This window comes from Oleisolibacter albus (assembly GCF_003336875.1).
GTDB classification, from domain to species: domain Bacteria; phylum Pseudomonadota; class Alphaproteobacteria; order Azospirillales; family Azospirillaceae; genus Niveispirillum; species Niveispirillum album.
Genome location: NZ_QGNJ01000012.1, coordinates 1 through 25310 on the forward strand (window position 1 = coordinate 1; position 25310 = coordinate 25310).

General features: G+C 67.9%; 24 protein-coding genes. 11 read left to right on the forward strand and 13 right to left on the reverse strand.

Annotated features, from left to right (window positions below):
• From DK368_RS15580 to DK368_RS15590, 3 genes are all read left to right on the forward strand, one after another.
• Nucleotides 1-326, forward strand: a 326-nt coding sequence (locus tag DK368_RS15580; protein WP_162305932.1) for a transposase, incomplete at its 5' end; no start/stop codon positions are given.
• Between the two features lie 327 nt (nucleotides 327-653).
• Nucleotides 654-1241, forward strand: coding sequence for a hypothetical protein (locus tag DK368_RS15585; RefSeq protein ID WP_205028260.1), 588 nt, complete (start codon nucleotides 654-656; stop codon nucleotides 1239-1241).
• Nucleotides 1242-1267: 26 nt separating this feature from the next.
• Nucleotides 1268-1729 carry a glycine zipper 2TM domain-containing protein gene (locus tag DK368_RS15590; RefSeq protein WP_114394900.1) on the forward strand — a complete coding sequence of 154 codons (462 nt, stop codon included), beginning with the start codon at nucleotides 1268-1270 and terminating at the stop codon, nucleotides 1727-1729.
• Between the two features lie 48 nt (nucleotides 1730-1777).
• Here DK368_RS15590 and DK368_RS15595 read toward each other — a convergent pair whose 3' ends face one another.
• Nucleotides 1778-3001, reverse strand: a complete 1224-nt coding sequence (locus DK368_RS15595; protein WP_114394901.1) for a threonine ammonia-lyase — start codon at nucleotides 2999-3001, stop codon at nucleotides 1778-1780.
• A 249-nt stretch (nucleotides 3002-3250) separates the two neighbouring features.
• Here DK368_RS15595 and DK368_RS15600 point away from each other — a divergent pair, with 249 nt between their 5' ends.
• A complete protein-coding gene (locus tag DK368_RS15600; protein ID WP_114394902.1) occupies nucleotides 3251-3784 on the forward strand; it encodes an REP-associated tyrosine transposase in 534 nt (177 codons plus the stop codon).
• 448 nt (nucleotides 3785-4232) lie between these two features.
• On the opposite strand, the gene DK368_RS15605 is transcribed toward DK368_RS15600, so the two are convergent.
• On the reverse strand, nucleotides 4233-5021 hold the full coding sequence (locus DK368_RS15605; protein WP_114394903.1) for an enoyl-CoA hydratase/isomerase family protein: 789 nt from the start codon (nucleotides 5019-5021) through the stop codon (nucleotides 4233-4235).
• Between the two features lie 254 nt (nucleotides 5022-5275).
• Nucleotides 5276-6745 (reverse strand): DegQ family serine endoprotease, encoded by a 1470-nt coding sequence (locus DK368_RS15610; RefSeq protein WP_114395019.1) that lies wholly within the window; start codon nucleotides 6743-6745, stop codon nucleotides 5276-5278.
• 395 nt (nucleotides 6746-7140) lie between these two features.
• Here DK368_RS15610 and DK368_RS15615 point away from each other — a divergent pair, with 395 nt between their 5' ends.
• Both DK368_RS15615 and DK368_RS15620 read left to right on the forward strand, forming a co-directional pair.
• Complete coding sequence (locus DK368_RS15615) at nucleotides 7141-7818, forward strand: response regulator transcription factor (protein WP_114394904.1); 678 nt, start codon at nucleotides 7141-7143, stop codon at nucleotides 7816-7818.
• Nucleotides 7805-9262 (forward strand): sensor histidine kinase, encoded by a 1458-nt coding sequence (locus DK368_RS15620; protein ID WP_240002526.1) that lies wholly within the window; start codon nucleotides 7805-7807, stop codon nucleotides 9260-9262. Before DK368_RS15615 ends, DK368_RS15620 begins: the two co-directional genes overlap by 14 nt.
• Here DK368_RS15620 and DK368_RS15625 read toward each other — a convergent pair.
• The 5 genes from DK368_RS15625 to DK368_RS15645 form a co-directional block, all read right to left on the reverse strand.
• Nucleotides 9228-11633 carry an HWE histidine kinase domain-containing protein gene (locus DK368_RS15625; RefSeq protein ID WP_162306055.1) on the reverse strand — a complete coding sequence of 802 codons (2406 nt, stop codon included), beginning with the start codon at nucleotides 11631-11633 and terminating at the stop codon, nucleotides 9228-9230. The two genes, DK368_RS15620 and DK368_RS15625, sit on opposite strands and share 35 nt — an antisense overlap.
• Before the next feature lie 267 nt (nucleotides 11634-11900).
• The gene (locus tag DK368_RS15630; protein ID WP_114394906.1) at nucleotides 11901-13091 is read right to left on the reverse strand and encodes an ABC transporter permease; all 1191 of its coding nucleotides are present in this window, start codon (nucleotides 13089-13091) and stop codon (nucleotides 11901-11903) included.
• Nucleotides 13092-13094: 3 nt separating this feature from the next.
• Nucleotides 13095-14258: an ABC transporter permease gene (locus DK368_RS15635; protein ID WP_114394907.1), complete on the reverse strand. Its 1164-nt coding sequence runs from the start codon at nucleotides 14256-14258 to the stop codon at nucleotides 13095-13097.
• A complete protein-coding gene (locus tag DK368_RS15640; protein WP_114394908.1) occupies nucleotides 14255-14962 on the reverse strand; it encodes an ABC transporter ATP-binding protein in 708 nt (235 codons plus the stop codon). The genes DK368_RS15635 and DK368_RS15640 overlap by 4 nt, the downstream gene beginning before the upstream one ends.
• Entirely contained in the window at nucleotides 14959-16044 is a 1086-nt protein-coding gene (locus DK368_RS15645; RefSeq protein ID WP_114394909.1) for an efflux RND transporter periplasmic adaptor subunit, read from the reverse strand. The genes DK368_RS15640 and DK368_RS15645 overlap by 4 nt, the downstream gene beginning before the upstream one ends.
• 304 nt (nucleotides 16045-16348) lie before the next feature.
• Between DK368_RS15645 and DK368_RS15650 the strand changes: the two genes are divergently transcribed.
• Together DK368_RS15650 and DK368_RS15655 are read left to right on the forward strand one after the other, a co-directional pair.
• A complete protein-coding gene (locus tag DK368_RS15650) occupies nucleotides 16349-17017 on the forward strand; it encodes a glutathione S-transferase family protein (protein WP_114394910.1) in 669 nt (222 codons plus the stop codon).
• Between the two features lie 122 nt (nucleotides 17018-17139).
• Complete coding sequence (locus tag DK368_RS15655) at nucleotides 17140-17844, forward strand: hypothetical protein (protein ID WP_114394911.1); 705 nt, start codon at nucleotides 17140-17142, stop codon at nucleotides 17842-17844.
• Between the two features lie 5 nt (nucleotides 17845-17849).
• On the opposite strand, the gene DK368_RS15660 is transcribed toward DK368_RS15655, so the two are convergent.
• Nucleotides 17850-18734, reverse strand: a complete 885-nt coding sequence (locus tag DK368_RS15660) for an SDR family oxidoreductase (protein WP_114394912.1) — start codon at nucleotides 18732-18734, stop codon at nucleotides 17850-17852.
• A 57-nt stretch (nucleotides 18735-18791) separates the two neighbouring features.
• Here DK368_RS15660 and DK368_RS15665 point away from each other — a divergent pair, with 57 nt between their 5' ends.
• A complete protein-coding gene (locus tag DK368_RS15665) occupies nucleotides 18792-19577 on the forward strand; it encodes a tetratricopeptide repeat protein (protein ID WP_114394913.1) in 786 nt (261 codons plus the stop codon).
• A 130-nt stretch (nucleotides 19578-19707) separates the two neighbouring features.
• Complete coding sequence (locus DK368_RS15670) at nucleotides 19708-19917, forward strand: hypothetical protein (RefSeq protein WP_114394914.1); 210 nt, start codon at nucleotides 19708-19710, stop codon at nucleotides 19915-19917.
• A gap of 154 nt (nucleotides 19918-20071) precedes the next feature.
• On the opposite strand, the gene DK368_RS15675 is transcribed toward DK368_RS15670, so the two are convergent.
• The 4 genes from DK368_RS15675 to DK368_RS15690 form a co-directional block, all read right to left on the reverse strand.
• The gene (locus tag DK368_RS15675) at nucleotides 20072-21412 is read right to left on the reverse strand and encodes an MFS transporter (protein WP_114394915.1); all 1341 of its coding nucleotides are present in this window, start codon (nucleotides 21410-21412) and stop codon (nucleotides 20072-20074) included.
• 122 nt (nucleotides 21413-21534) lie between these two features.
• Nucleotides 21535-22986, reverse strand: coding sequence for a coniferyl aldehyde dehydrogenase (locus tag DK368_RS15680; RefSeq protein ID WP_114394916.1), 1452 nt, complete (start codon nucleotides 22984-22986; stop codon nucleotides 21535-21537).
• 85 nt (nucleotides 22987-23071) lie between these two features.
• The gene (locus DK368_RS15685) at nucleotides 23072-23590 is read right to left on the reverse strand and encodes a hypothetical protein (RefSeq protein WP_114394917.1); all 519 of its coding nucleotides are present in this window, start codon (nucleotides 23588-23590) and stop codon (nucleotides 23072-23074) included.
• Between the two features lie 5 nt (nucleotides 23591-23595).
• Nucleotides 23596-24129: a molecular chaperone Skp gene (locus DK368_RS15690; RefSeq protein ID WP_114394918.1), complete on the reverse strand. Its 534-nt coding sequence runs from the start codon at nucleotides 24127-24129 to the stop codon at nucleotides 23596-23598.
• Between the two features lie 168 nt (nucleotides 24130-24297).
• On the opposite strand from DK368_RS15690, the gene DK368_RS15695 reads away from it, so the two are divergent.
• On the forward strand, nucleotides 24298-25308 hold the full coding sequence (locus DK368_RS15695) for an SDR family oxidoreductase (protein ID WP_114394919.1): 1011 nt from the start codon (nucleotides 24298-24300) through the stop codon (nucleotides 25306-25308).
• Nucleotides 25309-25310: the final 2 nt, after the last annotated feature.

Genomic DNA, 25310 nt, shown 5'->3' on the forward strand with positions numbered 1-25310 from the left:
CGGCCTTCCTGGCCTATGTGGAGCAGGTGCTGGCGCCGACGCTGGCGCGGGGCGACGTGGTGGTGATGGACAATCTGCCGGCCCACAAGCTGGCCGGCGTGCGCGACATCATCGAGCGGACCGGGGCGGAACTGCGCTACCTGCCGCCCTACAGCCCCGACTTCAACCCCATCGAGATGGCCTTCTCCAAGCTCAAAAGCCTGCTGAAAAGGGCGGCAGCCAGAACCAAGGAGGACCTTTGGCAGGCCATCGCCACCAGCATCGATGCCTTCACCCCAACTGAATGCCAAAACTACTTTGCCGCTGCGGGATATGACCTCGATTGAAAGGAAAACGCTCTAGCGTATGCGCAAAATGTCAAATTCATATGGTTTTTACTTGTTATTTCTCACAGTAACTTTGAGTTCCGTTTTCTTGATATAGAAATCATTGATCCAGATCATCCACATCAATGCTGCATATTATAATTATTACATATAAATACATTTTCGGCAAAAACTTGATTTAATGTGGAGGCTCGATATGTCGGCCGACAAATAGAGTCGGATTGTTGGCATTTTCAAGCCTAAATTCTGAGCGCCTTGACCCGCTCAACTTTTCCCACGATAAAGGTAGCACCATCGATTTTGGTACTACCCAGAAGAGAGAATGCCATGAAGATCCGGGTGCTTTCGTCGATTGCAGCCGTTTTTCTGCTGAGCGCCTGCACCGATATGCCTCCTCTTAACTTCTCAGTACCCAATGTGGGCGTCTCTGAGACGAAGATCCCTGCCGAAGTGAAGGCAATCAACGTCAGCGTTGCGCGCCCCGATGAGAAGGCTGGTGAATTGGAGACCGGCGTCGAGACCATCGCACCGTACTGGCAAACTGCTTTGCAGGATGCACTTGGCCGCATGGCGATATTTAAAGACGACGCCCCCACAAAGATCAATATTTCTGTAAAAATTCTAAAACTAGACATGCCATCATTCGGCGCAGCAATGGATACAGATACGATCGCACGGTATGAAATCATCGACAGGTCCACTGGATCTATTGTCTATACGCAAGACATCTCTTCAAATGGCCATGTTCCCGGCGACTATGCTTTTGTCGGCGCCGTGCGGGCGCGTGAATCGGTCAATCGATCCGTCCAGAACAATATCCTGCAATTCTTGCAGGCCCTGGAGACGGTCGACATTAAAAAGCCCATGTTCCCGGTGAAGGACACCGGCAAGTCTTCCGCCACGCCCACCAGCTGAAACCCAAACATGGACGGAGAGAGCAAATGCTCAGGAAATCCGTTTCAGTTCTCATCTTCTGCATGGCAGCATCAGCCTGCACACCGAACGTATCGCCTGACAGCTATGCCGTTGGCTCTGTTGGACAGGTCAACCGGACCGTTATCGGAACCGTTGTTTCCGCAAGACCGGTTAAGATTGAAGGAACGTCGGGTGTAGGGACGGCTGCTGGCGCTGCGGCTGGCGGTGTTGCCGGATCGCAGATCAGCGGTGATGGTGCAGTTGCCGCTATCGGTGCCATCGGTGGCGCCGTCGCTGGCGGCATTGTCGGATCAATGGCCGAGAAATCCGCAACCGGCCAGAATGGTATCGAGTATGTGGTGGAAACGGCCAATGGCGCCCTGCTGACCGTGGTTCAGGGGGCCGAGCCAGCCATAGCTGTCAATGAGAAGGTCCTGGTTATCTACGGCCAGCGCTCCAGGATCATTCCGTACAAGGGGCAGCAGTAAGCCTGAGACGAGGCCTTTGACCATGTCATTGGCCTCGTCTCCTCCCCCTCACCCCTCCACACCGCCGGCCAGCACCTTCACGGCGAAGCCGCCCTTGCTGCGCAGGCAGTCGATGACGCGGGCGGCGTGGCGGGCGCTGCGGCATTCGATGGTCAGGTCCAGGTCGGTGGATTTCACCGTGGCCGTGGTGAACAGGCGCTGGTGCAGGGCCTCGATGATGTTGCCGCCGGCCTCGCCCACCAGGCTGGTGATCTTGCCCAGCGCGCCGGGGCGGTCGGGCACGACGACGCGGACCGAGATCAGCCGCCCGTCGCGCACCAGCTGGCGCATCAGCACCTGGGCCAGCATGCGGCTGTCGATATTGCCGCCACAGAGCACCAGCCCCGTGCGCTTGCCGCGGAACAGGTCGCCATGGTTCAGCACCGCGGCCAGACCGGCGGCGCCGGCCCCCTCCGCCACCGTCTTCTCGATATTGAGGAACAGGGCCACGGCCCGCTCCACCTCGGCATCGGGGACCAGCACCACCTCGTCCACCAGCCGGCGGCAGATCTCCAGCGGCAGGGTCCCCACATTCTTGACGGCGATGCCCTCGGCGATGGTGTCGCCGCCCACATCCAGCGGCTCGCCGCGCAGGCGCTGCCGCATGGCCGGATAGGCCTCCACCTCCACGCCCACCACGGTGATGCCGGGCTTCAGCGCCTTGGCCGCCGTGGCCATGCCGGCGATGAGGCCGCCGCCGCCCACCGGCACCACCAGCACCTCCAGATCCGGGCAGGCCTGCAGCATCTCCAGGGCGATGGTGCCCTGGCCGGCGATGACATCGGCATCGTCATAGGGGTGGACGAAGACCAGCCCCTCCTCGCGGCTCAGGCGCTCGGCCTCGGCCTGGGCCTCGACCAGCGTGGTGCCGGTCAGCACCACGCGGGCCCCGTGGCCCTCGGTCATCTCCACCTTGATGAAGGGCGTGCCCTCGGGCATGACGATGGTGGCCGGAATGCCCAGCCGGCCGGCGTGATAGGCCACGCCCTGGGCATGGTTGCCGGCCGACATGGCGACCACGCCGCGGCGCCGCTCCTCCGCCGTCAGTTTCCGCAGCTTGTTCAGCGCCCCGCGCTCCTTGAAGGCGGCGGTGAACTGCAGATTCTCGAACTTCACCCAGATCTCGGCCCCGGTGATCTGCGACAGCGTGCGCGACGGGATGCAGGGCGTCGCCACCAGATGGTCCTTCAGGGCGGCGGCGGCATCCTGGATATCGGCAAGCGTGACGGTCATGGCGGCTGTTCCAGATGAAACGGACAAGGCTCGTTCCATGCTGTAACCCATCGGCGCGGCTTTGACCACCGGCGCGGTGCGGCATCGGTCGCGGGTGGGCGGCGCGCCCCGCAGCGGGGCGGGCAGCGGGGCGGGCAGCGGGACGGGCAGCGGGGCGGGCAGCGGGGCGGGCAGCGGGGTGTCGGGGTTCGCTGGCGCTCACCCGCGACCTACGATATACAACCCTGATGGGATTTTCCGGGGGTGCGCATGGATTACCGGCGGAACCGGACCCCGGGAGCCATGTTCTTCTTCACCGTGGTCACGGCAGGGCGGCAGCCGGTCTTCGCCGATCCGGTGCAGGTGGCGCGGCTGCGGGCGGTGACGAAGGCCGTGCGGGCTCGGCTTCCCTTTGACATCGTGGCCGCCGTGGTGCTGCCGGACCATCTGCACAGTCTCTGGCAATTGCCGCCGGAGGACGGGAATTATGCGACGCGGTGGGGTCTGATCAAAGCCGGCTTCACACGGGGAAACGGCCTGCCCGATGCGGCACGTGGGCGCCCGGCGCGGGGAGAGCGGGGTGTCTGGCAGCCACGCTATTGGGAACACCGCATCCGGGACGACCGGGATCTGTCGAATCATCTGGATTACATCCACTTCAACCCGGTGCGGCATGGCTTGTGCGCGGCGCCATGGGAATGGCCGTGGTCCAGCTTCGGAAAATGGGTCCGGCTTGGAATGTATCCATCGCGGTGGGAGATGCCGACGCCCCCAACCGTGCCCCATTCACGCTTCGACCCGTAGGTCGACCCGTAGGTCGCGGGTGAGCGGAGCGAACCCCGACAGTGCAGAGCGGTGTGGCGTCTGGGTTCGCTGACGCCCCCCGTCCGCGCCCGCAGGTCCGTGTTGTCCGTGGTTCCGCCCCGCCACGGCGACGCCCGCCCCGGAATGGACAAAAGTCCTAGATCATGCTTTCCTGGACCGGGTCGCCCCGCGGCGGCCCGGATCTTGGACAGGGTGAAAGACAGACACCATGCGGCGTGCGCCCCGCTTGACGCAACCGGCGCGGCAAAGGCGACGGGTGGCGCAAAACCCGCCCCATGTCACTTTAAGGATATTATTCCTTAAAGAATCAACGGCTTGCGGCGCGACGTCCGTCACCTTTGCGTCACCTTAAGGTTACCTTAGTCGCCTTTACGTCGCCCTGGGGTCACCTTTGTCACCGTGACCGTCTCGTCCAGTACCGCGGGACTCAGACGAAGGGGAAGCGCGGCGGGCGCTTGTCCAGGAAGGCGTGCCAGCCCTCCTGGAAATCGGCTCCCTCCACCGTGTCCAGGAACATGGCCAGCGTCTCGGCATCGTCATGCCGCTGGCCGGCCAGGATCCGCCGGATCATGGCCTTGGTCTGGCGCACCGTCCATTGCGAGGCGGCGGTGATCTCGGCGGCATAGGCCAGCACCGCCGCCTCCAGCGCCGCCCTCGGGTGGACCCGGTCCACCAGCCGCAGGTCCCGCGCCTCGGCCGCGCCCAGCAGCCGGCCGGTGAACAGCAGGTCCTTGGCGGTGGCGGCGCCCACGGCCTCGACCAGCCGCCGCGTGTCGCCCAGCGGATAGAGCAGCCCCAGCCGCGCCGGGGTGATGCCCAGCCGGGCATCCTCGGCGGCGAAGCGCAGGTCGCAGGCCAGCGCCAGCCCCATGCCGCCGCCGACGCAGGCACCCTCGATCAGCGCCAGGGTCGGCTTGGGGAAATCGGCCAGACCGTCCATGGCCCGGGCGATGTCCCCCGCATAGGCTTCGGCGCCGGCGCGGTCGGCCAGGGCCGTGCGGAATTCGGCGATATCGGCCCCGGCGGCGAAGCAGCCGCCGGCCCCGCGCACCAGCAGGACCTTGACGGCGGGGTCGGCGGCGGCCTGCTCCAGCAGGCCGGGAATGGCGCCCCACATGGCCCGGGTCAGGGCGTTGCGCCGCTGCGGCCGGTCCAGCAAAAGGGTGGCGATGCCCTCGCGGGCCGGGGTCAGGGTAACGGGGGCGGGCTCGGTCATGCGCACGATATCCGGCGGGTCTGCTGAAAGAGCGCGATCCTAGCAGCAGGGCCGGACGGAGGCTGCGCGTAAAAAAGTCCCCTCCCCCGCGACGGCGGGAAAGGGGACAAGGAGCAACCGACTTGGGGGAGTAAGACCGGGGGCGGGCAAGCCCGCCTCCGGGAGATCCGTACCGGCCGCTGCGGGGCCGGTACGGGAGCCGGAGCCCTGTCAGGCTGGGCGGGGCTCCGGGAACCGGAAGGGATGGTGGAGCATCAGCCCAGCTTCACCGGCACGGCGATGAAGGCGGTGGCATCGCCGCGGCGGACCTGGACCAGGGCGTTCTTGCGCCCGGCCGCCTCCGCCGCCTTGATGTTCTTGGCCACGTCGGCAGGACGGGTGACCGGCTCGTTGTTGACGCTCTGGATCACGTCGCCCCGGCGGACACCGTCCAGGCGGCTGTCGACATCGACCACGACCACGCCGTTGACGGCGTCATCCAGGTTCAGCCGCTGCCGCCAGGCGTCGTCCAGGGCCGCCAGCTTCAGGCCGGAAACCTCCTCGCTGTGGTTGCCGCCGCCGGCATGGGCGACGCGCCCGCCCTTGCCCTCGCCCGGGGGAGCGGCCACGGTCACGGCGATATCGCGCTCGCGCCCATCGCGCCAGACGGCCAGATCGACCTTGGTGCCCGGCTTGACCGAGCCCACGGCGCGGGCCAGATCGCGGGTCTCCTTGACCGGCTTGCCATCGGTCTTCAGCACCACGTCACCGGCCTTCAGGCCGGCCTTGGCCGCCGGGCTGTCCGGCTGGACCGAGGCCAGCAGCGCCCCCTCTTCCGACTTCAGGCCCAGGCTGTCGGCCAGTTCCTTGGTCAGGGGCTGCAGCGACACGCCCAGCCAGCCGCGATCGACCTTGCCGCCGGCCTTCAACTGCTCCACTACCGGCTTGACGATGTTGGAGGGGATGGCGAAGCCGATGCCGACGGACCCGCCATTGGGCGAGAAGATGGCGGTGTTGATGCCGACCACCTGGCCGGCGGCATTGAAGGTCGGACCGCCGGAATTGCCGCGGTTGATGGCCGCATCGACCTGGATGAAATCGTCATAGGGGCCGGCGCCGATGGCGCGGCCACGGGCGGAGACGATGCCGGCGGTGACGGTGCCGCCCAGGCCGAAGGGGTTGCCGACGGCGATGACCACATCGCCGACACGCACCTTGTCGCTGTCGGCGAAGGGCAGGCTGGGCAGCGGCTTGTCGCTCTCCACCTTCAGCACGGCCAGATCGGTCTTGTCATCGTCACCGACGATGGTGGCCTTCAGCTCGCGGCCGTCCTGCAGGGTCACGGTGACGGCATCGGCCCCGTCGATGACATGCCGGTTGGTGACGACATAGCCGGTGGCGTCGAAGATGAAGCCGGAGCCCAGCGACCGGGCCTTCTGCGGCTGGGCCGGGCCGCCACGGAACGGCAGGCCGGGGCCGCCGAAACGGCGCAGGAACTCTTCCATGCCCGGCGGCAGCTCGCTCATCTGCACCGCTTCCGCCTCCTCCTTCTCCGCCATGATGGTGACCACGGCGGGGGAGATCTGCTCGACCAGATCGGCAAAGCCGCTGGCGGGCAAGGCGGACGGGGCGATGGCGGCGACGGCCGGGGCGGAATTGACGGTGAAACCGCCCACCAGGGCGGTGCCGGCCAGCAGAGCCGCGGCCAGACTGCGGCGGAGGCCAGCGATCGTGCGGTCGGTCATGGGGTCGTTCTCCATTGTCCTTCTTCCGGGCCGCATCAGGCCCGAACTGCCGCTCACTCTGCCGCGCCCTCCCCTGCGCGGCACTGACAGACAGATGAATTTCCTGTCATCCGGCAGGTGGCCCCGGACCGCCCCCCGGACCGCTCGGCCCGATGCATGACAGCGATTTCATGTTCTCGAAAGGGTTCGGTCACGCCCGTCCCCCTATGGTTCTGACACAGACCGCCGGGTATACGCCCCCCATCCCCGCCCGTCGGTCTGCGGCAGGGGTGCCCCCCATTCCCACCCCTGCCGCTTTCCTCTCTCATTCTCTTGAACCCCGCCTCACGGCCGGGCGGTCCCCCAACCGCCCGGCCGCCTTTTTTCCGGAGGCCACAGGGGGTAGGATCAGCGCCATGAAGATCCTGGTCATCGAAGACGACCGCGCCACCGCGGATTACCTGACCAAAGGCCTGCGCGAGGCGGGCCATGTGGTCGACCATGCCGACAATGGCCGCGACGGGCTGTTCCTGGCGGCGGCCGAACCCTATGACGCGCTGGTGGTGGACCGCATGCTGCCCGGCCGCGACGGCCTGTCGGTGCTGGAGGTGCTGCGCGCCACCGGCAACAGCACACCGGCCCTGATCCTGTCGGCGCTCGGCAGTGTCGATGACCGGGTCAAGGGGCTGCGGGCCGGCGCCGACGATTACCTGACCAAGCCCTTCGCCTTCGCCGAACTGCTGGCGCGGCTGGAGGTGCTGCAGCGCCGCGGCAAGGCCGGCGGCCCGCAGACCAAGCTGCAGGTGGCCGACCTGGAAATGGATCTGCTGGCCCGCACGGTGAAGCGTGCCGGCCGCGACGTCGATCTGCTGCCGCGGGAATTCCAGCTGCTGGAATATCTCATGCGCAATGCCGGCCATGTGGTGACCCGCACCATGCTGCTGGAAAATGTCTGGGATTATCATTTCGATCCCCAGACCAATGTCATCGACGTCCACATCGCCCGGCTGCGCCAGAAGATCGACAAGGACCATCCCGTGCCGCTGATCCAGACGGTGCGGGGAGCGGGATACGTGCTCCGTGCCCCGGATTGATCTCCTCCGCACCACCACCTTCCGTCTGGCGGCGTTCTATCTCGGCCTGTTCACCCTGTCGGTGATGGCGGTGCTGGCCGTGGTCTACTGGTTCACGGCCGGCTTCATCGAACGCCACACGGAGGAGACCATCCTCCGCGAGGTGAATGAGCTGCGCAACACCTGGGAGAACCGGGGCCGCGTCGGCCTGATGCAGCTGGTGTCGGAACGCAGCGAGAATCCGCGCACCGAGATGATCTATGCCGTGGCCACGCCGAACCTGGATGTGATCGCCGGAAATCTGGCCACCTGGCCCATGTCCACCGGTCAGGTCGGCTGGACGGCCTTCGATATCCGCTCGCTGCGCAAACCGGGACCGGTCCGCCCGGCGGTGGCCGTCGTCATATCCCTGGGCAGCAGCGGCTGGCTGCTGGTCGGCCATGACATGACCGAGCGCTACCTGCTGCGCGGCCAGATCCTGACCGGCCTGGTCTGGGCGGTGCTGCTCGCCGTCTGCATCGGCACGGCCGGTGCCCTGCTGATGGGACGACGGGTGGCCGTGCGCATCGAGACCGTCAACCGCACCATCGACCGCATCACCGCCGGCCATTTCGCCGACCGCATGCCCATCGCCGGCACCGGCGACGAGATCGACCGGCTGTCGCAGAATCTCAACCGCATGCTGGACGAGATCGGCCGCCTGATGCTGAGCATGCGGCAGGTCACCGACAATGTGGCCCATGACCTGCGGACCCCGCTGTCACGCCTGCGGGCCCGGCTGGAACTGGCCCTGCTGGAGGAGGAAATGACCTCGCCCCAGCGGGCGACGCTGGAGATGGCTATCGGGGAGATCGACCGGCTTCTGGGCGTCTTCGGTGCGCTGCTGACCATCGCCGCCGCCGAATCCGGGCGGGCCAGGACCGATTTCGCCGCCGTCGATCTCGGCGCCCTGGTGGCCGATGCCGCCGAGCTGTACGAGCCGGTGGCGGAGGAGCGCGGCCAGTCCCTGTCCGTCAGCGGACCATCCGGCATCCAGGTCCAGGGCAGCCGCCAGCTGCTGGCGCAGCTTCTGAGCAATCTGGTGGAGAATGCGGTCAAGTATACGCCGGAAGGCGGCACCGTCAGCATCGCCGCCGCGCAGCGCCCGGATGGTGCGGCCTGTCTGTCCGTGGCCGACACAGGTCCCGGCATTCCCGCGGGCGACAGGGAGCGCGTCCTCGACCGCTTCGTCCGGCTTGAGGAACATCGCGGCACGCCGGGGCACGGGCTGGGTTTGAGTCTGGTCGCCGCCGTGGCCCGGCTGCATGACGCGTCGCTGTCCCTGGAGGATAACGGCCCCGGCCTGCGGGTGGTGGTGGTCTTCCCCCGGGCGGTGGAACTACGGCCCTCGGGCCGTGCCGCACTGCCGGCTCCCGGTCCCCGCCCCGGACTCAAGCCTCCGCAGCCGACGTCCGCCGGCCGCTGACCCGGTCCGCCGGGAGGTCGAGAATGCAGACCAGGCCGGTGAGCCGCCAGTCCATGCGCGCCCGCCCGGACAGCTGTGTCTGGGCGTTGGTCTCGATCAGAAGCGAACCGAACCCCAGATGCGTCGGCGGATGCACCGGCGGCCCGCCGCTTTCCAGCCATTCCAGGCGCAGAAGACCGGCCGTCCGGTCCAGGTGCCAGGACACGGAAACACGCCCGTCGACACAGGAAAGGGCGCCGTACTTGGCGGCATTGGTCGCCAGCTCGTGCATGATCATGCCGATCGCCTGTGTGCTGTCCGGCTCCACCTCCAGCTCCGGACCGGAGAGGTGGACGCGATCGGTGTCGGCATAGGGAGCGATCTCGTCCCGCACCAGATCATGCAGAGCCACGCCCTCCCAGCGGTTGCGGGCCAGCAGGATATGGGTTCTGGCCAATGCGGCCACCCGCCCCTCCACCGCCTCGGCAAACGCCGCGGGACTATCGGCCCGTGTCACGCGGACCAGGGCCTGGACGACCGTGAGGGCGTTCTTGGCCCGGTGGTCCACCTCCCGCATCAGCAACCGCTGCCGGGCTTCCGCCTCCTTCGCGGCCGTGATGTCGCGGTTGACGCCGATCACCAATTCGGCGGCACCGGCCGCATTCCGGCGAATGGCCGAGTAGCTGGAGATCCAGCGGACCGGTTCGCCCGGCTGCCCGACCCGGAACTCCGCATGGAAGACGGATTTGCCGGCAATGGACGCCTCCAGTTCGGCGACGACGGCGGGGCGGTCTTCCGGATGGATGGCCTCGACATAGGCCGAGGCGGGCCAGTCCGTGTCCAGAGCCAGACCGAACAGCAGGGGAAGGGCGGGATCGCAGAGGACCCGGTCGCTGGCCAGATCAACCTCCCACAGCACCAGCTGCCCGGCATTCAAGGCCAGCCGCAGCTTCTGCTCGCTGTCGCGCAGCGCCTGTTCGGCCTGCTTCAGGTCGGTGATATCGACGGCAACGCCGTCCCAGACGATGCAATCCTCCGGAGTCCGCCTGGCATTGGCCCGGCTGCGGACCCAGCGCACGCTGCCATCGCTGCACTGGATGCGCCCTTCGACATCATAGGGTGTCAGGCCGCGGGCAGAGTCCGCAATCGCAGCCTCCCAGTAAGGCCGGTCCTCCGGAACCAGAACCCGGATCAGTGCGGCCTGATCTCCCGGTGCCGCGACCTCGCCGAAGCCGATCCCCAAGGCCGTTTCAATCGAAGGGCTGATATAGGGATAGGTGATGCGGCCATCGGGATGGAGGATGCGGCGGAAGATGACGCCGGGCAGATTGCCTGCGACCTCGGTAAGCCGGCGTTCCTGGACCCGCTCCATATCCAGCTCGGCCAGACGCCGCTCGGAATCCCGCTGCTCGACCAGCAGGCGCCCGATGGAGAAGGCCAGCAGAATGGCGGTCGCCAGCGCCATGCCGCCACCGCCGATGAGAAGCCAGCGCTGACGCCAGATCGGCGTTTCCACCAGATCGGCGGGTGCTCCGACGGCCACAGCCCAGCCGGTGCGGCTGGAGCGGTGGATGGCCGTGTAGACCCGTGCTCCGTCCTGGTCCAGTGCCAGGGACAGCGAATCATCGGGAACACGGGACAGTATCTCCGCCAGGGCTTGGGGCGCGGGCCGACCGATGAACCGGCCGGGTGCCGGCAGCCGGCCGGCGATGAGCGCGCTGCGGTCGAGAACGGCCACAGTCCAGCCCTCGGGCAGGCGCAGGCGGTGCAGGGCCGTCGTGAAGACCACGGGATCGACGGACGCCAGAATGATCCGGCGTCCGGGGACCTGCGGACCGCCGCCGTCAGGGGCCGGCCCCTCCTCCTCCGAGGCAGACGCATCCGGCACGGGGGCCGCCAGGACAATGGCGGACATCCCTTCGCAGCGCGACGGCGTATGGACACCCAGGATCATGGGCCGTTGCTGGACCAGGAGCGGGATCACCGGATCGGTGCCGGCCGGCGGTGCGGTCGGCTGCCCCGGCTCGCTCCGGCGTCGGCGCAGTTCCATCAGCCGGGAGCCGTCGGCCGCCATCAGGGCCAAACCGCACCAGTCGGGCCGGGTTTGCAGGACCCGGCGGCCGGGAACCAACATGATCTCGATACGTTGACTGCGCAGGCCCGGACTGGATGCCAGCGTTTCCAGCGTGGCCAGATGCCACCCCAGTTCCCCGTCGATAGCATCCATCGCCACCCGTGCGGTCTGCCGCAGGGAGTCTTCGACCGTCTCCTGACGACTTGCATCCAACTGAATGACAAGCACACCGGCGAAGGTGAGGATCGGCAGGGCAACGGCGGCAGCCAGACTGGCGATGCGCACACGGTGGAACATCCTGCTGGTGTACAGCAGCATCCCATCCCGCGGCGACTCCCCAAATGGTCGGGCATTCATCCGGATGCCATACCATTCATCGATGGCAACCTGGAATCATATGTCAAATCATGAACATGGTGATGGCGTGTCGTCTGCTGGACCACGGCTCGGATCTGCTCCATCCCGGCCGGATCAGGACATCACCTCTCTCTTGCCTTTTATCGAACCGCACCCAGGCCGGTCAGATGCCGGCATCTGTGTTTTATAAACACACTATGGCGTTCAGTCCGAAGATCCGCCGCGGCATCAGCCGTTGCCATAGGCCCGCACGATCGGCACATGCGCCGCCCGCCAGGCCGGGAACAGGCCCCCCAGAAGGCCAACGACCAGGGCCAGGACCACGCCCTGGAACACCAGCACCGGGCTGAGCCGGAAGGCGAAAACCACCTGGGTGAACCCGCTGCCGAGGGTGGAGGCGGTGACCCCATCGAACGCTGCCCAGGTCACCGCAGCCCCCAGAAGACCACCCAGCAGGGCAAGCAACAGGGACTCGATCAGAGTGCCGACGAAGCTGGGAATGCCGCCGAACCCCAGGCAGCGCAGGGTCGCAATCTCCTGCGCGCGGGCGGCAACCGCGCTGTACATGGTGTTCAGCGCCCCGGCCAGGGCCCCCACGGCCATGGCGATGGCCAGGGGCCAGCCGAGAAAGCGGATCAGAGTGATGGTGCTGGAGGCCTGATCGGCGAAATAGGCGACCTCGGACTTGGCGTCCAGCTTCAGGCGGGGATCGGCGTCCAGATAGGCCCGAAGCGCCGGCAGCCGGTCCGGCGCGTCCAGGCGCACGCGGATGCTCTGGAAGACATTGGTCCGGCGGAACAGGCTCTGCACCGTGGCGATATCGGCCCACAGCTCGGATTCGAAGACCGAACCGCCCATATCGAACACGCCGACCACGGTCCAGTCGGCATTGGCGATGCGGACACGGCTGCCCAGGTCGAACCCGGCGAACTCGCGGACCAGGCTCTGCCCCACCATCAGTTCGGCCGAACCGGGCTGCGCCATGCGGCCACCGACGATCCGGAATCCGGGGCGGATGGCGGCCCCTTCCGGCCCCATGCCCCGCAGCGTGACATTGGCCTTGCTGCCGCCGGCCCGCTTGCGCCCGTCCACCGTGACATAGAGCTCTGCCGACACCAGCGGGCGGCCATCGGCGCCGCGGGCGATGCCCGGCGCCTCCTCCACCAGCCGGACCTGATCGCGGCTGATGCTGCTGTTGATCTCCACACCGGCACCGCCGCGCAGCAGCACCGCCACCTCGGGCGAACCGGTGCCACGCAGGGTCTGCTCGAAACCGTTGGCCATGGCCAGGAAGGACAGGAGCACGGCCACCACCAGCGCCACGGCCACGACGGTGGAGGCCGACAGCCAGGCCCGCTGCGGCATGCTTTTGACATTGATGGCCGTCACGGCGGCGATCTGGGCCAGAAGGCGCGGCATGGTCTAATCCCGTCCCAGTCCGGTCACGATGTTCAGGCGCAGCGCGTTCAGCGCCGGCAGCGCCCCGGTGGCGAGGCCCAGCAGCAGCATCAGGCCGACCCCGGTCAGCGCCACCGGCGGCGCCAGCGCCAGGCCGGGGGCGAAGCCGGCCAGCAGGGGACGCAGGGCCGCCAATGCGGCCGCTGCCGCCAGCAGGCCGGGAATGCCGCCGAGAAAGGCCAGCAGCAGGCTTTCGCCCAGCACCAGACGGAAGATGCGCGGGCTGGGAAAGCCCAGCGTCTTCAGCACCGCCACCTCGCGCGTGCGTTCGCGGATGGCCATGACCATGGTGTTGCCGACGATCATCAGGATGGTGACGAAGGCGGCCCCGACCACCAGCCCGACGATCAGGGCGATGTTGCCGAACTGGGCCGCGAACTGCTTGTTGAAGGCGGCTTCGGTCACCGTCTCCGTTTCGGCGAAGGAGTTGGCGAACAGGGAATCGATGCGCGCCGCCACCGTCTCGTTCACGGCCGCATCCACGGTTTCCAGAACCACCACGCCGATGCTGTCGCGGGCCACGCCGCGCGTCTCGTTCAGGTAATCATAGTGGAAGACCACCAGATTGGTGTCGGACTGCGGCTTGCCCGGCCGCAGGATGCCGGCGATGGTGAAGTCCCAGCGCCGCCCGCCGGTGGAGCTGTTGGTCCAGATGTTGCTGGACAGGGGGATGCGGTCGCCGATTTTCCAGCCATATTTCGCCGCCACCACATCGCCGACCAGCAGGCTGCCCTGGTCGGCCAGGAACCGCGCCCGCTCCTCCGCCGTGACCCGCAGATCGTCACGGTAGATGTCGAGATAGCTGTCCGGCTCCACGGCGAAGGCGATCAGGAAGTTCCGCGGCTCCTGGTAATAGCCACCGAACCAGCTGAAATGGCTGGCCAGCCGCACCCCCTCGACCCCGCGCACCCGCCCCAGATAGGCCAGGGGCAGGGGCTGGGTGAAATTGATCTTGTTGTTGACGACCAGGCGGTTGGCGGCGGCCGTCGTCTCCCCGCTGCTGAAGGCGCGTTCGAAACTGGCCAGAACGCCGAAGATCAGGAAGGCGATGAAGATGGCCACGATCATCAGCATGGCCCGCAGCTTCCGCCGGAACAGGTTGGCGCGGACCAGGGTGAAATCGTTCATGACACCCTGGCCCCCGCCAGCTCGTTCTCGACGAACCGTCCCTTGTCCAGATGCAGGATACGCCCGGCATAGCGGGCGGCCTCCGGATCATGGGTCACCATGACGATGGTCTTGCCCATTTCGCGGTTCAGCAGCTGCAGCATGCGCAGGATCTCATCGGCCGTGCCGCGGTCGAGATCGCCGGTGGGCTCGTCGCAGAGCAGCATCTTCGGGTCGGACACGATGGCGCGGGCGATGGCGACGCGCTGCTGCTGTCCGCCGGACATTTCCCGGGGATAATGGCCCAGCCGGTCGGACAGGCCGACGATGCGCAGGGCGATCTCGGCCCGCTGCCGGCGCTCCGCCCGGCCCAGCGGGGTCAGCAGCAGCGGCAGCTCGACATTGCGCAGGGCCGTCAGGGTCGGCATGAGGTTGTAGAACTGGAAGATGAAGCCGACATTGTTGGCACGCCAGTCCGCCAGCCGTCCTTCCGGCAGCCGGTCGATACGGGCGCCGTCGAACCAGATCTCCCCGCCCGTGGGCTGGTCGATCCCCCCCAACAGGTTCAGCAGCGTGGTCTTGCCCGACCCGCTGGGTCCCATGATGGCGACGAAGTCCCCCCGCCCGATCCCCATGTCCAGATGGTCGAAGATGGTGATGCCCTGTCCGGCCTTGGTGAAGCGCTTGGCCACGCCGGACAGGCGGATCAGATCCGGCGCGGTCATGGTGTGCTCCGGGCGGTCCGGGCGGCATCGAGGAATGTCACCTTGGCCGCCATGTTGGGCAGGATGCGCGCATCGCGCAGCCCCAGCGCGATGCGCACCTTGATGGTGGCCTTGTCACGGTTGGCCGTGGGGATCACCGCGATGACCGAGGCGGGAATGGTCCAGTCGGGATAGGCGTCGAGCACCGCCTGCACCGGCTGCTCCGGCGAAACCCGGCCGATATTGGCCTCGTTCACATCCACCTCGATCTCCAGGCTGTCCATGTCCACCAGCGTGCAGATGCCGGTGCGGGTGAAGCCGCCGGAGGACATGGGACTGATGATCTCCCCGGGCTGGGCATTCTTCTCCGTCACCACGCCGGCGAAGGGGGCCCGGACCAGATGCCGGTCCACCGCCTCGACATTGCGGGCCACGGTCAGGCGGGCCGCCTCCAGCTCGGCACGGGCCGCCTGCAGCTGGGCCCGCAGCGACTCGGCCCGGGCCTTGGCGCGGATCAGGTCGGCATCGCTGGCCACCCGGTTGCCGGACAGGGCCGTGGTCCGGGTCAGGGTGCGTTCGGCATCCCGCAGATCTGCGGCCGTGCTGTCGATGGCCGCCGCGGCCGCGGTCACCTTGGCCCTGGACAGATCCAGGTCGATGCGGGCCAGACGGTCATCCAGCCGGGCCAGCAGGTCGCCCGCGGCGACGCTGACACCTTCCTGGACGCGCACCTCCTCGACTCGGCCGGTGATCTCGGCCGAGACCGTGGCCATGCGCCGGGCGACGATGAAGCCGGACGCCACCAGCGACCCGGCGGGCCGGGCCGCGGCAGCGGCGGGGGGTGCTGCCCCCTGCACCGGCGTCGGCTTGGTTTCCGCCGGGGGTTGTAGCGGCCGTTCCGCCATGGCGGCGGGCTTGGCCGCTTCGACTGTGGAGCGTGGCGGTGCCGATCCCCAGGCCAGATACGCTCCCGTCCCCGCCCCGGCAAGGGCAGAGACCGTCACCAGGACGGGCCAGACACGGTGCCGCGACCGCCGCTGCCAGTCGGCCCCACTCCGATCGATTTCCAGTGCCCGCAGAAGACGGGCGGTATCATCCTGCATGGTTCCCATTCCACCCACGCCGCCGCACAACCGCAGCGAGCGGCCGGCGTCTTAATCTTGGTCCGTGCCGGCAAATGGAAAGTGGCGGCACCCGACTTCTTTCCGCCCGCTCCAGCCGGCCCACACACACCGGGGCCACAGGCCCGGAACCGCGATCACAGGCGCGGGTAACGGTTTCGACTCCACCGGGCTCCCCTAGGTGGGGTACTTTCCTTTCACCGGCCGCTGTGGCACACGGGGACAAACCAGCCGGAATGCGATACGAATTGGAATCGTGAACCCGGGTTGCCGGACAGGTCAGCGGATGCGGACAGTTTATCACCACCCTTTGTCGCCTTACGCGCGGAAAGTCCGGGTGGCTCTTGCGGAAAAGCGGCTGGAGTTCAGTCTGGAACTGGAAAAGCCCTGGGACCGGCGGGAGGATTTCCTGCTGCTGAACCCGGCTGGCGAGGTGCCGGTTCTGGTCGAGGAGGATGGCGCGGTCATCGCCGACCACGCCGCCATCTGCGAATATCTGGAAGACGCCTATCCCGACACCACCCTGCTGGGCGCCCAGGTGGTGCAGCGGGCCGAGGTGCGCCGGCTGACCTCGTGGTTCGACGTCAAGTTCGTGCGCGAGGTGACGGACCTGCTGCTGGGGGAGAAGCTGTTCAAGCGCCTGTCCGGCCAGGGCACGCCCCACGCCGCGGCCATCCGGGCCGGCCACGCCAACATCCATTACCATCTCGACTATATCGGCTGGCTGACCGAGCGGCGGACCTGGCTGGCGGGGGATGATTTCTCCCTGGCCGACGTGGCCTGCGCCGCCCAGCTGTCGGCCATCGACTACCTGGGCGACGTGCCCTGGGACGATCACCAGGACGCCCGCGATTACTACGCCCGCGTCAAGAGCCGCCCCAGCTTCCGGCCGCTGCTGGCCGACCACATCGCCGGCGTGCCGCCGCCCAAGCATTACGCCGATCTGGATTTCTGACCGCCTCCGCGATCGGGCCAAGAGACTGACGCAATTCCGCCAAGAGCGGGGGCGATAAGGGGCAGACCACCGGCCGCGTCGCCCCCTTGGCGGCTGCCGGATCGTTTCAAGGAGACCACCTGATGCGCCGCACGCTTCTCCCCCTGGCCCTGGTGGCCGGCCTGACCGTCTCGGTGCCGGCCCTGGCACAGATGGCCCCGCCCGTCCTCGACACGGTGTCGCTGACCCTGTCGGCAGAGGATTGGGTGAAGTCGGAAACGGCCCTGGTGACGCTGGTGGTGGACGCAGCCGGCAACGGCACGGATGCCGGGACCCTGCGCGGTGACCTTGTGAAGGTGGCGGGCGCGGTCGCCGACAAGGCCGACTGGCGCATCGTGCGGCTGGACCGGGTGCCGGATCAGGCCGGCCTGGACCGCTGGCAGGCGGGATTGCAGGCACGCCTGCCGGAAGCCCAATTGTCGAACCTGGCCGAGCGGACCAAGAAGGCCAGCCGGCCGGGGCTGCAGGTCCGGGTGGGTGCTGTCGCCTTCGACCCCACCCTGGCCGAAATGGAAGCCGCCAAGGGCGCCCTGCGCGATCAGCTCTACCGCCGCGTCAACGAGGAACTGGCCAAACTGAAAACGGCCTTCCCCGACCGCGACTTCCGCGTGGGCGGTGTCGACTTCATGGAGTACGAGCCGCCGCAGCCCGTGCCGGCCCCCATGATGCGCGCCACGGCGGTGGAGAGTTTCGCCAAGGCTGATGCGGTACAAGGCGGCGTGCAGGAGAAGCTGCGCATCACCGCCCGCGTGACGCTGAGCGCCTTCGCCAAGGCGCCGGCCCCCTGAGGCCCTCATCCGGCTCCGCCCCTCTCGGCCCGCAGCTGGGCCGAGAGGCCGGCGCGGTAGTTGGGATAGCGCAGCCGCACCCCCAGATCCCGCTTGATGCGGCCATTGCCGACCCGCTTGCTTTCGCCGTAGAAGCTGGCGGCCATGGGCGACAGGGTGGCCGGATCGAACGGCTCCAGCGGCGGCGGCGGCATGCCGAGCAGGCCGGCCGCATAGGCGACGACATCGGCGGAGGACGCAGGCTCGTCATCCGCCACCGTGTAGATGGCACCGGGATCGGGCCTGTGCATGGACGCCCGCAGGGTCCCGGCGATGTCCTCCACATGGATACGGCTGAACAGATGGCCCGGCTTGTCGATGCGGCGGGCGGTGCCGGCCCGCAGCGCATCGAGGGCACTGCGGCCCGGCCCGTAGATTCCGGGCAGGCGGAAGATGTGCAGCGGCAGGCCCAGGCGGCGCCAGCCGGCCTCCGCCGACACACGCCGCCGCCCCCGCTCCGTCTTCGGCGCCAGGGGCGAGTCTTCGTCCACCCAGGCGCCGCCGACATCGCCATAGACGCCGGTGGTGGAGACATAGCCGGTCCAGACCAGACCGGTCAGGGCCGCCAGCGCGTCGCCATGCGCATCAAGCACCGGGTCGCCCGCCGCATCCGGCGGCACCGTGGACAGAAGATGGGTCGTTCCGGACAGGATTGCCGCCGCATCCTCCAATGGGCGCCCCCTGTCGAACAGATGGGCCGCGATGCCCTGGGCCCGCAGCTGTGCCGCCTTGTCCGGACTGCGGGTGGTGCCGGCGACGCTCCAGCCCTCCGCGGCCAGGGCGCGGGCCAGAGCCAGGGCCGTGAAGCCGAGGCCGAACACGAACAGGCGGCCGGGCACCGGATGAGGCATGGGAAACCTGCTGCTTTTGTCGTGGACTCTCACCATCGGATCAGGACTCTAGGCATCATGATGCTGCGCCTCAACCGTCTCGCCGTCCTTGTGGCGGTTCCGCTGCTGTCCGCCCTGCCGGCCAGCGCCGCCCCCTTCGCCAACCGGGCCGCCTGTCTGGCCCGCGCCGAACAGCTTCCCGATTTCGCCTATGAGGAGGCGCGCCTCTGGGAAAAGCAGGGTGGCGGGCTGGATGCCCGCCTGTGCCAGGGCGTGGCGCTGCTGCTGCGGGCGGACTGGCGTCCGGCGGCGGAGACGCTGGAAAGCGTGATCGGCCAGATGGACAAGGAACCGGCCGAACTCCGCGGCAATCTCTGGGGCCGGATCGGTCTGGCCTGGCAGAAGGCCAAGGAACCGGCCCGGGCGGAGAAAGCCTATGATCAGGCCCTCACCCTGCTGCCCGGCGATGCGCAGCTGCGGATGGACCGCGCCTATCTGCGGGCGGAACAGGAACGCTGGTGGGAGGTGATCCAGGATCTGGATCTGGTGATCAAGGCCCGCCCGAAACAGGCCGAGCCGTTCATCATGCGGGCCGAAGCCCATCGCAAGCTGGCCCTGTCCGGCGAGGCGCGGGCCGACATCGATCAGGCGCTGACACTCCAGCCCGAAAGCGCCGACGCCCTGCTTCTGCGCGGCAACCTGCGGGCCGATGCCGGCGATTATGCCGGGGCCAAGGCGGACTGGACCAAGGTGCAGCAGGTGGCGAAGACCGAGTCGTCCGCGGCCCGCAGTGCCGTCGATAATCTCAATGCCCTGATGCTCATGGAAGCCAAAGGCAAGTCCGAAGCCAAAGAGACGCGGTGACGACGCACGCGAAAGTGGCGCCCCGCCGCCGGAATTGCCCGATTTTGCCATAATCCGTCCCAACCGGTGCCCCACCGTGCCGGTCTTCTGATCCCGTCCTGCCGTTCAGGACAGGTCAGGAGAGACTGCCATGACACACCGGACCGACCTGCTGGTCATTCCCGCCATGCCCGCCTATCGCCGGGCCATGCTGGCGTTCGCCATCACCGCTGCCTGCATCATCGGCGGTGTCAGTGTTCTGGCCGTCGTCACCCGTCCCTCCGTTCACAGTGCCGCGGCCGGCACCGGCGCACAGGTCGCCATGGCCGACGTCAGAGCCTCCGGCCACCCCGGTTCCTGACGGCAGGCCCGTCGAATCCGCAGTCCATCGCCCCGCAGTCCCTGGGGTCGGGCTGCGGTGGGCGTGCCGGATCATGCCCCCCGGCGCGTCCTCTGCCATGAACGGTTCCGGCCGCCCCGCCGGGGCCGTTCATGGTTCCAGCCCACCGACGGCATCAGCGGGACACGACCTCCCGCTGTTCCCGGACCCCCAGCAACAGCAGCAGCCCGGCCAGGAACAGGACCAGCACCGTCGCCATGCCGCCACGCTGGCTGCCGCTGGCCGCCGTGGCGATGCCATAGGCGAAGGGGCCGATCATGCCGACGGCCCGTCCGGTCAGCCCGTACAGCCCGAAGATCTCCGCCTCCATGCCCGGCGGGGCCAGACGGACCACCATGGTCCGGGCCGAGGCCTGGGCCGGCCCGAAGAAGATGCCCAGCAGCAGCCCGAACAGCAGCAGCCATTGCTGCTCCTGTGTCCAGCCGGCCAGCGGCAGGGCCAGAGACGGCGCCCAGCCCCACCAGGGCGTCCCCACCAGCAGCAGGCCGGTGCTGGCGGCGATCAGGCCCAGGATGCTGATGATCAGGGTCGGCTTGGCCCCGGCCAGATCATCGACCCAGGCGAAGCCGATGGCGCCGATGCCGGCGGCCACATTCAGCAGGATGGCGAACAGGATGATCTGCGCCGTGTCCATGCCGAACAGGGCACCGGCCACGATGCCGCCGAAGGCGGTGATGGTGTTGATGCCATCGCGCCAGAAGGCGCTGGCCACCAGATAGCGCACCAGATTGCCATAGCGCCGGACCTGCCGGATGCTGTTGCCCAGCGCCGACAGCCCTTCGCGGATGACCGCCCCGGCCGGGCGCGCCACCGGCGGACGATCCGGGCAGAGCAGGAACAGCGGCAGCGCGAACACGGCATACCACAGGGCCACCAGCACCGCCGTGGCCCGGATATGCGCGGCGTCGGTCTTGTCCAGCAGCCCGAACAGCGGCGCATCCGTCTGCACCAGCAGCACCAGGCACACCACCAGCGCACCCAGCCCGCCGAAATAGCCGAGGCCCCAGCCCCAGCCGGAGACGCGGCCCGCCCAGCCCTGCGGCGCCACCCGCACCAGCAGGGCATTGTAGAAGACATAGGACAGTTCGAACGCCGTCGTCGCCACGCCCAGGGCGATCAGGGCCAGCAGCACCGAATCGGGCTGCGGGGTGACGAACCAGAGCAGGGCCGTCCCCAGCACGCTGATGGCCGTCATCAGCCCCAGCCAGGGCTTGGCCCGGCCGCCATGGTCGCCGATGGCGCCCAGGATCGGCGACAGGATGGCGACGACGATGCCGGACAGGCCCAGGGCCAGGCCCCATTGCTGGGTCCCCTGTTCCGGATTGATCGCCACCGCCTCGGTGAAGTAGCGGCTGAAGACGAAGGTGCCGATCACGGTATTGAAGGCCGACATGGCCCAGTCATAAAGGCACCAGCCGGCAATTCCCCGCCGGTACCCCCGCAGATCACCGCTCACCGGAATACCCTCCGTCCGTTGCGGCGCGAAGGTGGCACGACAGCGGCGGCTGGACAAGCCGCGCACGCAAGAGCCGGCCAGACACAGCCGCGGCAGAGTGGCTGAGGACCCGTGGCTGGGGGCTACCGCAGCAGAAACGACAGCAGGCGATCCATCCGCGGGCCATAGGGCGGCCGGCTCAGCCACGCGCCATTGACACGGGATTGCAGGAACACCGATTTGGCGTGGCTGAAACTGCGGAAGCCGGCCTCGCCATGATAGGCGCCCATGCCGCTCGCCCCGACACCGCCGAACGGCAGTTCCTCCTGCACACAGTGCAACAGCGTGTCGTTGACGGTGACACCGCCGGAGATGGTGCGCTCCAGCGTCCGCTCCACCGTGCCGGCATCATCGCTGAACACATAGAGGGCCAGGGGTCGCGGCCCGCTGTTGATGGCCTGCCAGGCCTGCTCCAGCCCGTCATAGGCGAGGACGGGGAGGAGCGGTCCGAAGATCTCTTCCGACCGGATGGCCGCCGTCTCCGGAACATCCGTCAGCAGAGTCGGGGCCATCCGCCGTCTGGCCGGGTCGGGCAGGTCTCCATCGGGGGTAATGACATGCAGTGTCGCCCCCTTGCCCGCCGCATCGTCCAGCAGATGGCGCAGACGCTGCATATGCCGGTCGCTGATGATGGCGCTGTAATCGGGATTGCCGGCCAGGGTCGGATAAAGACGGGTGGCCGCGCTGCGGAAGGCCGCGACGAAGGCCTGCTCCCGTCCCCGCGGCACCAGCACATAGTCCGGCGCGATACAGGTCTGACCGGCATTGAACAGCTTGCCGGCGGCGATGCTGGCCGCCGCCCGGTCCAGCGGATAGTCCGGCGCGATCAGGGCGGGCGACTTGCCGCCCAGCTCCAGCGTCACCGGCACCAGATTGTCGGCCGCCGCCCGCATGACCTGCCGCCCCACGCTCGTCGAGCCCGTGAACAGCAGATGGTCGAAGGGCAGCCGCACGAAGGCCTGGGCCACATCCGCCCCCCCCTGGATCACGGCCACCTCCGCCGGCTCGAACACTTCCGCCAACAGGCGCTCCAGCACGTCGGCTGTACGCGGGGTCAGTTCGGAAGGCTTAAGCAGGACCCTGTTGCCGGCGGCGATGGCCGCCGTCAGGGGGGCCAGCGCCAGCTGCACCGGATAATTCCAGGGGCTGACGATCCCCACCACCCCCAACGGCTGATACAGCACCCGCCCCCGCCCGGGGCGGAACAGCAGATCGATAGGCCGGCGGCGCGGCCGCATCCAGCGGCGGAAATGGCGGCGGGCATGGCGGATGCCCGCCAGCACGGGGAACAGGTCGGCCAGCTTCGTCTCGTGCGAGGACCGGTGGCCGAAATCCTGACGGACGGCATCGACCAGAGCCTCCTGGTACTTCCGCAGGGCGGCGGCCAGACCCGCCAGTCCCTCGTCACGACGGGCGGGGGACAGGGGGCCGCGTTCCAGCCAGGCCTTGCGCTGAAGCGCGAGCATGGGATGCAGGCGCTGATCGATATCGGGGAAGCGGCCGGGCAGCGGAAACTCGACCACCGCATCGTTCATGGACAATCTCCCCCTCGGATACACCTCCATCGGAGGCGTTGCCGAGATATGGTCCCGGAGCGGGGCGGAACAACCTCCAGCCCCGTCACCCGCCGCGGAAACGCCCGATCTTCAGGATGCGATAGCCTTGGCTGACCGGAAATCGTGATTCCACACGATGCCGGGCATCGCGGTCCAGGGCCGCGCCGAGCAGATAGATGCGGCCAGCCGCCCAGTCGGCCAGGGCCTCGGCGTTCCACGACGACTCGATGCGCGTGTTGATGACCGTGACTTCCCACAACTTGGCATGGGCCAATGTCGGCTTGTCGAAGAGATGAAGTCGCTGCTTCGGCGTGGCCTGAATGACCGCAAGCTCCGCCTCCGCCGTCTGGCGTTCCTCGATGGTCCGCCGCATCTCGGTCCTGATCCGGAGCATGTCACGGTCCGCAGCCGCGACCATGCTGTCCAGCGTCGAACAGGCCACACTGCCGCGGTGATGCTCGTCTTCGCTCCGCCGATGCTCGAGCTGGTACAGGCGTCCGTCCGCCTCGATGCCACGCAGGGTGGCGCCGACAAAGGCGATGGCCGAGACGATGAGGAGCAGACACGCGACGGCGACGATCATGGCCCCTACTCCGCCGCCGCCAGCGTGCCGCCCTGGACTGTCAGCCGCCCGACCACATATCCCGCGGACTCGGGGTAGATGCCCTGAGCCAGACGCTGGGCCTCGTTCCTGTCGGTGGCCCAGACCTCCAGGATATGACGGACACCGCGGAGCCGGCTGTCGCGGACCGACAGGGACGAATGGATGGCGAACAGCGGCCCCAGCGTCAGTATGCCGGCGAAAAGGCTCTGCCCCTGTCCCGCCTCGCCGACCTCATGGACGATCACATAATTCTCCTCGGCGGCCTGCCGCATCCGCCGCCGCAGATCGGCCAGTTGGGCAAGCTGGGTCGCCTGCTCCCGCTCCGCCTGGCGCACCGCCTCGAGCTTCTGCCGATAGGTATGAGTCTTCTCCTCCTGCTGGCGTTGAAGCCGCCGGATCTGGTCGCGCAGCCTGCGCAGGCGTCCCTGTCGCACCACCCGAAGACTCTGCCGGACCAGCGCGGCGCTGACGGCAGCGATCGCGGCCAGCAGGCTGCATACAAACAGCGTCAGATCCATTCCCTGTCCCTGCCGTGCGGCGGTCGTTTCCGACCAACGATCCCGAGGCCCCGACGCGCAGGTGCAAGACCGCACCCCTTCACGCCCAGGAATTGCACAGAGAGACAAAGTGGCAAACACCCTGTTGTGTCCAGAGAATTTACAGCCGATCCACAGGAGGAGTGAGCAATGGCAGAGCGCAAACGGCACGACCGTGTTGTGGTCATCACCGGCGCGTCCAGCGGCATCGGCCGCGCGACCGCCATCGCCTTTGCCGAACAGGGCGCCGCCGTCGTCCTGGCCGCCCGCCGTGAAGCTGCCTTGCATCAGGTGGCGGAGGATGTCCACCGGGCCGGCGGGCGGGCCATGGTGATCGCCACCGATGTGCGCGACGAGGGGCAGGTCCAGACCCTGGCCCGGCGGGCGACGGACGCCTTCGACCGGATCGACATCTGGATCAACAATGCCGGGATCGGAGCGTTCGGCAGTTTCGCCGACATTCCCGGTGAAGCCTTCAAAGCCGTCATCGACACCACCTTTTACGGATCGGTCCATGGCTTCCGGGCGGCGCTGCCCCAGATGAAGCGGCAGGGCTACGGCATCATCATCACCACCGCCAGTGTGGCCGGCCGCATCCCCACCCCCTATCAGGCCCCCTATAACGCGGCCAAGCATGCGCTGCTGGGCTTCGTCGAGACGGTGCGGCAGGAGCTGGACCTCGATGGCGAGGGGGACATCCATGTCTGCTCGGTCCTGCCCGGCCCGGTGGACACGCCGTTCTGGCAGCACAGCGCCAACTATTCCGGCCGGGATGTGCAGGCGCTGCCGAACCCGTCAGCCCCCGAGGATGTGGCCGCAGCCATGCTGCGGCTGGCCGATCATCCCAAGCGGGAGGTCGGGGTCGGTGCCCCGCCCTGGCTGCTGGAGATCGGCATGGGACTGGCCGGCGGCACGCTGGAACGGCGCATGGCCAGGAGCACCCGCCGGCATCTGTTCCAGGAGCGGTTCCATGGCCGCACCGATGGGGCATTGCTGCGCCCGATGCCCGAGGGCACGGGAACCTCTGGCGGCTGGCGGCCGCAGAAGAACGGCGATGGCGGCCGGCACAGCGGTATCGGCATCGGCAGCATTCTGGCCCTGGCGGTCCCCATCGGGGCCGCGGCCCTGTACCGCTACCAGCGCCACGGCAAGCTGTTCTGACC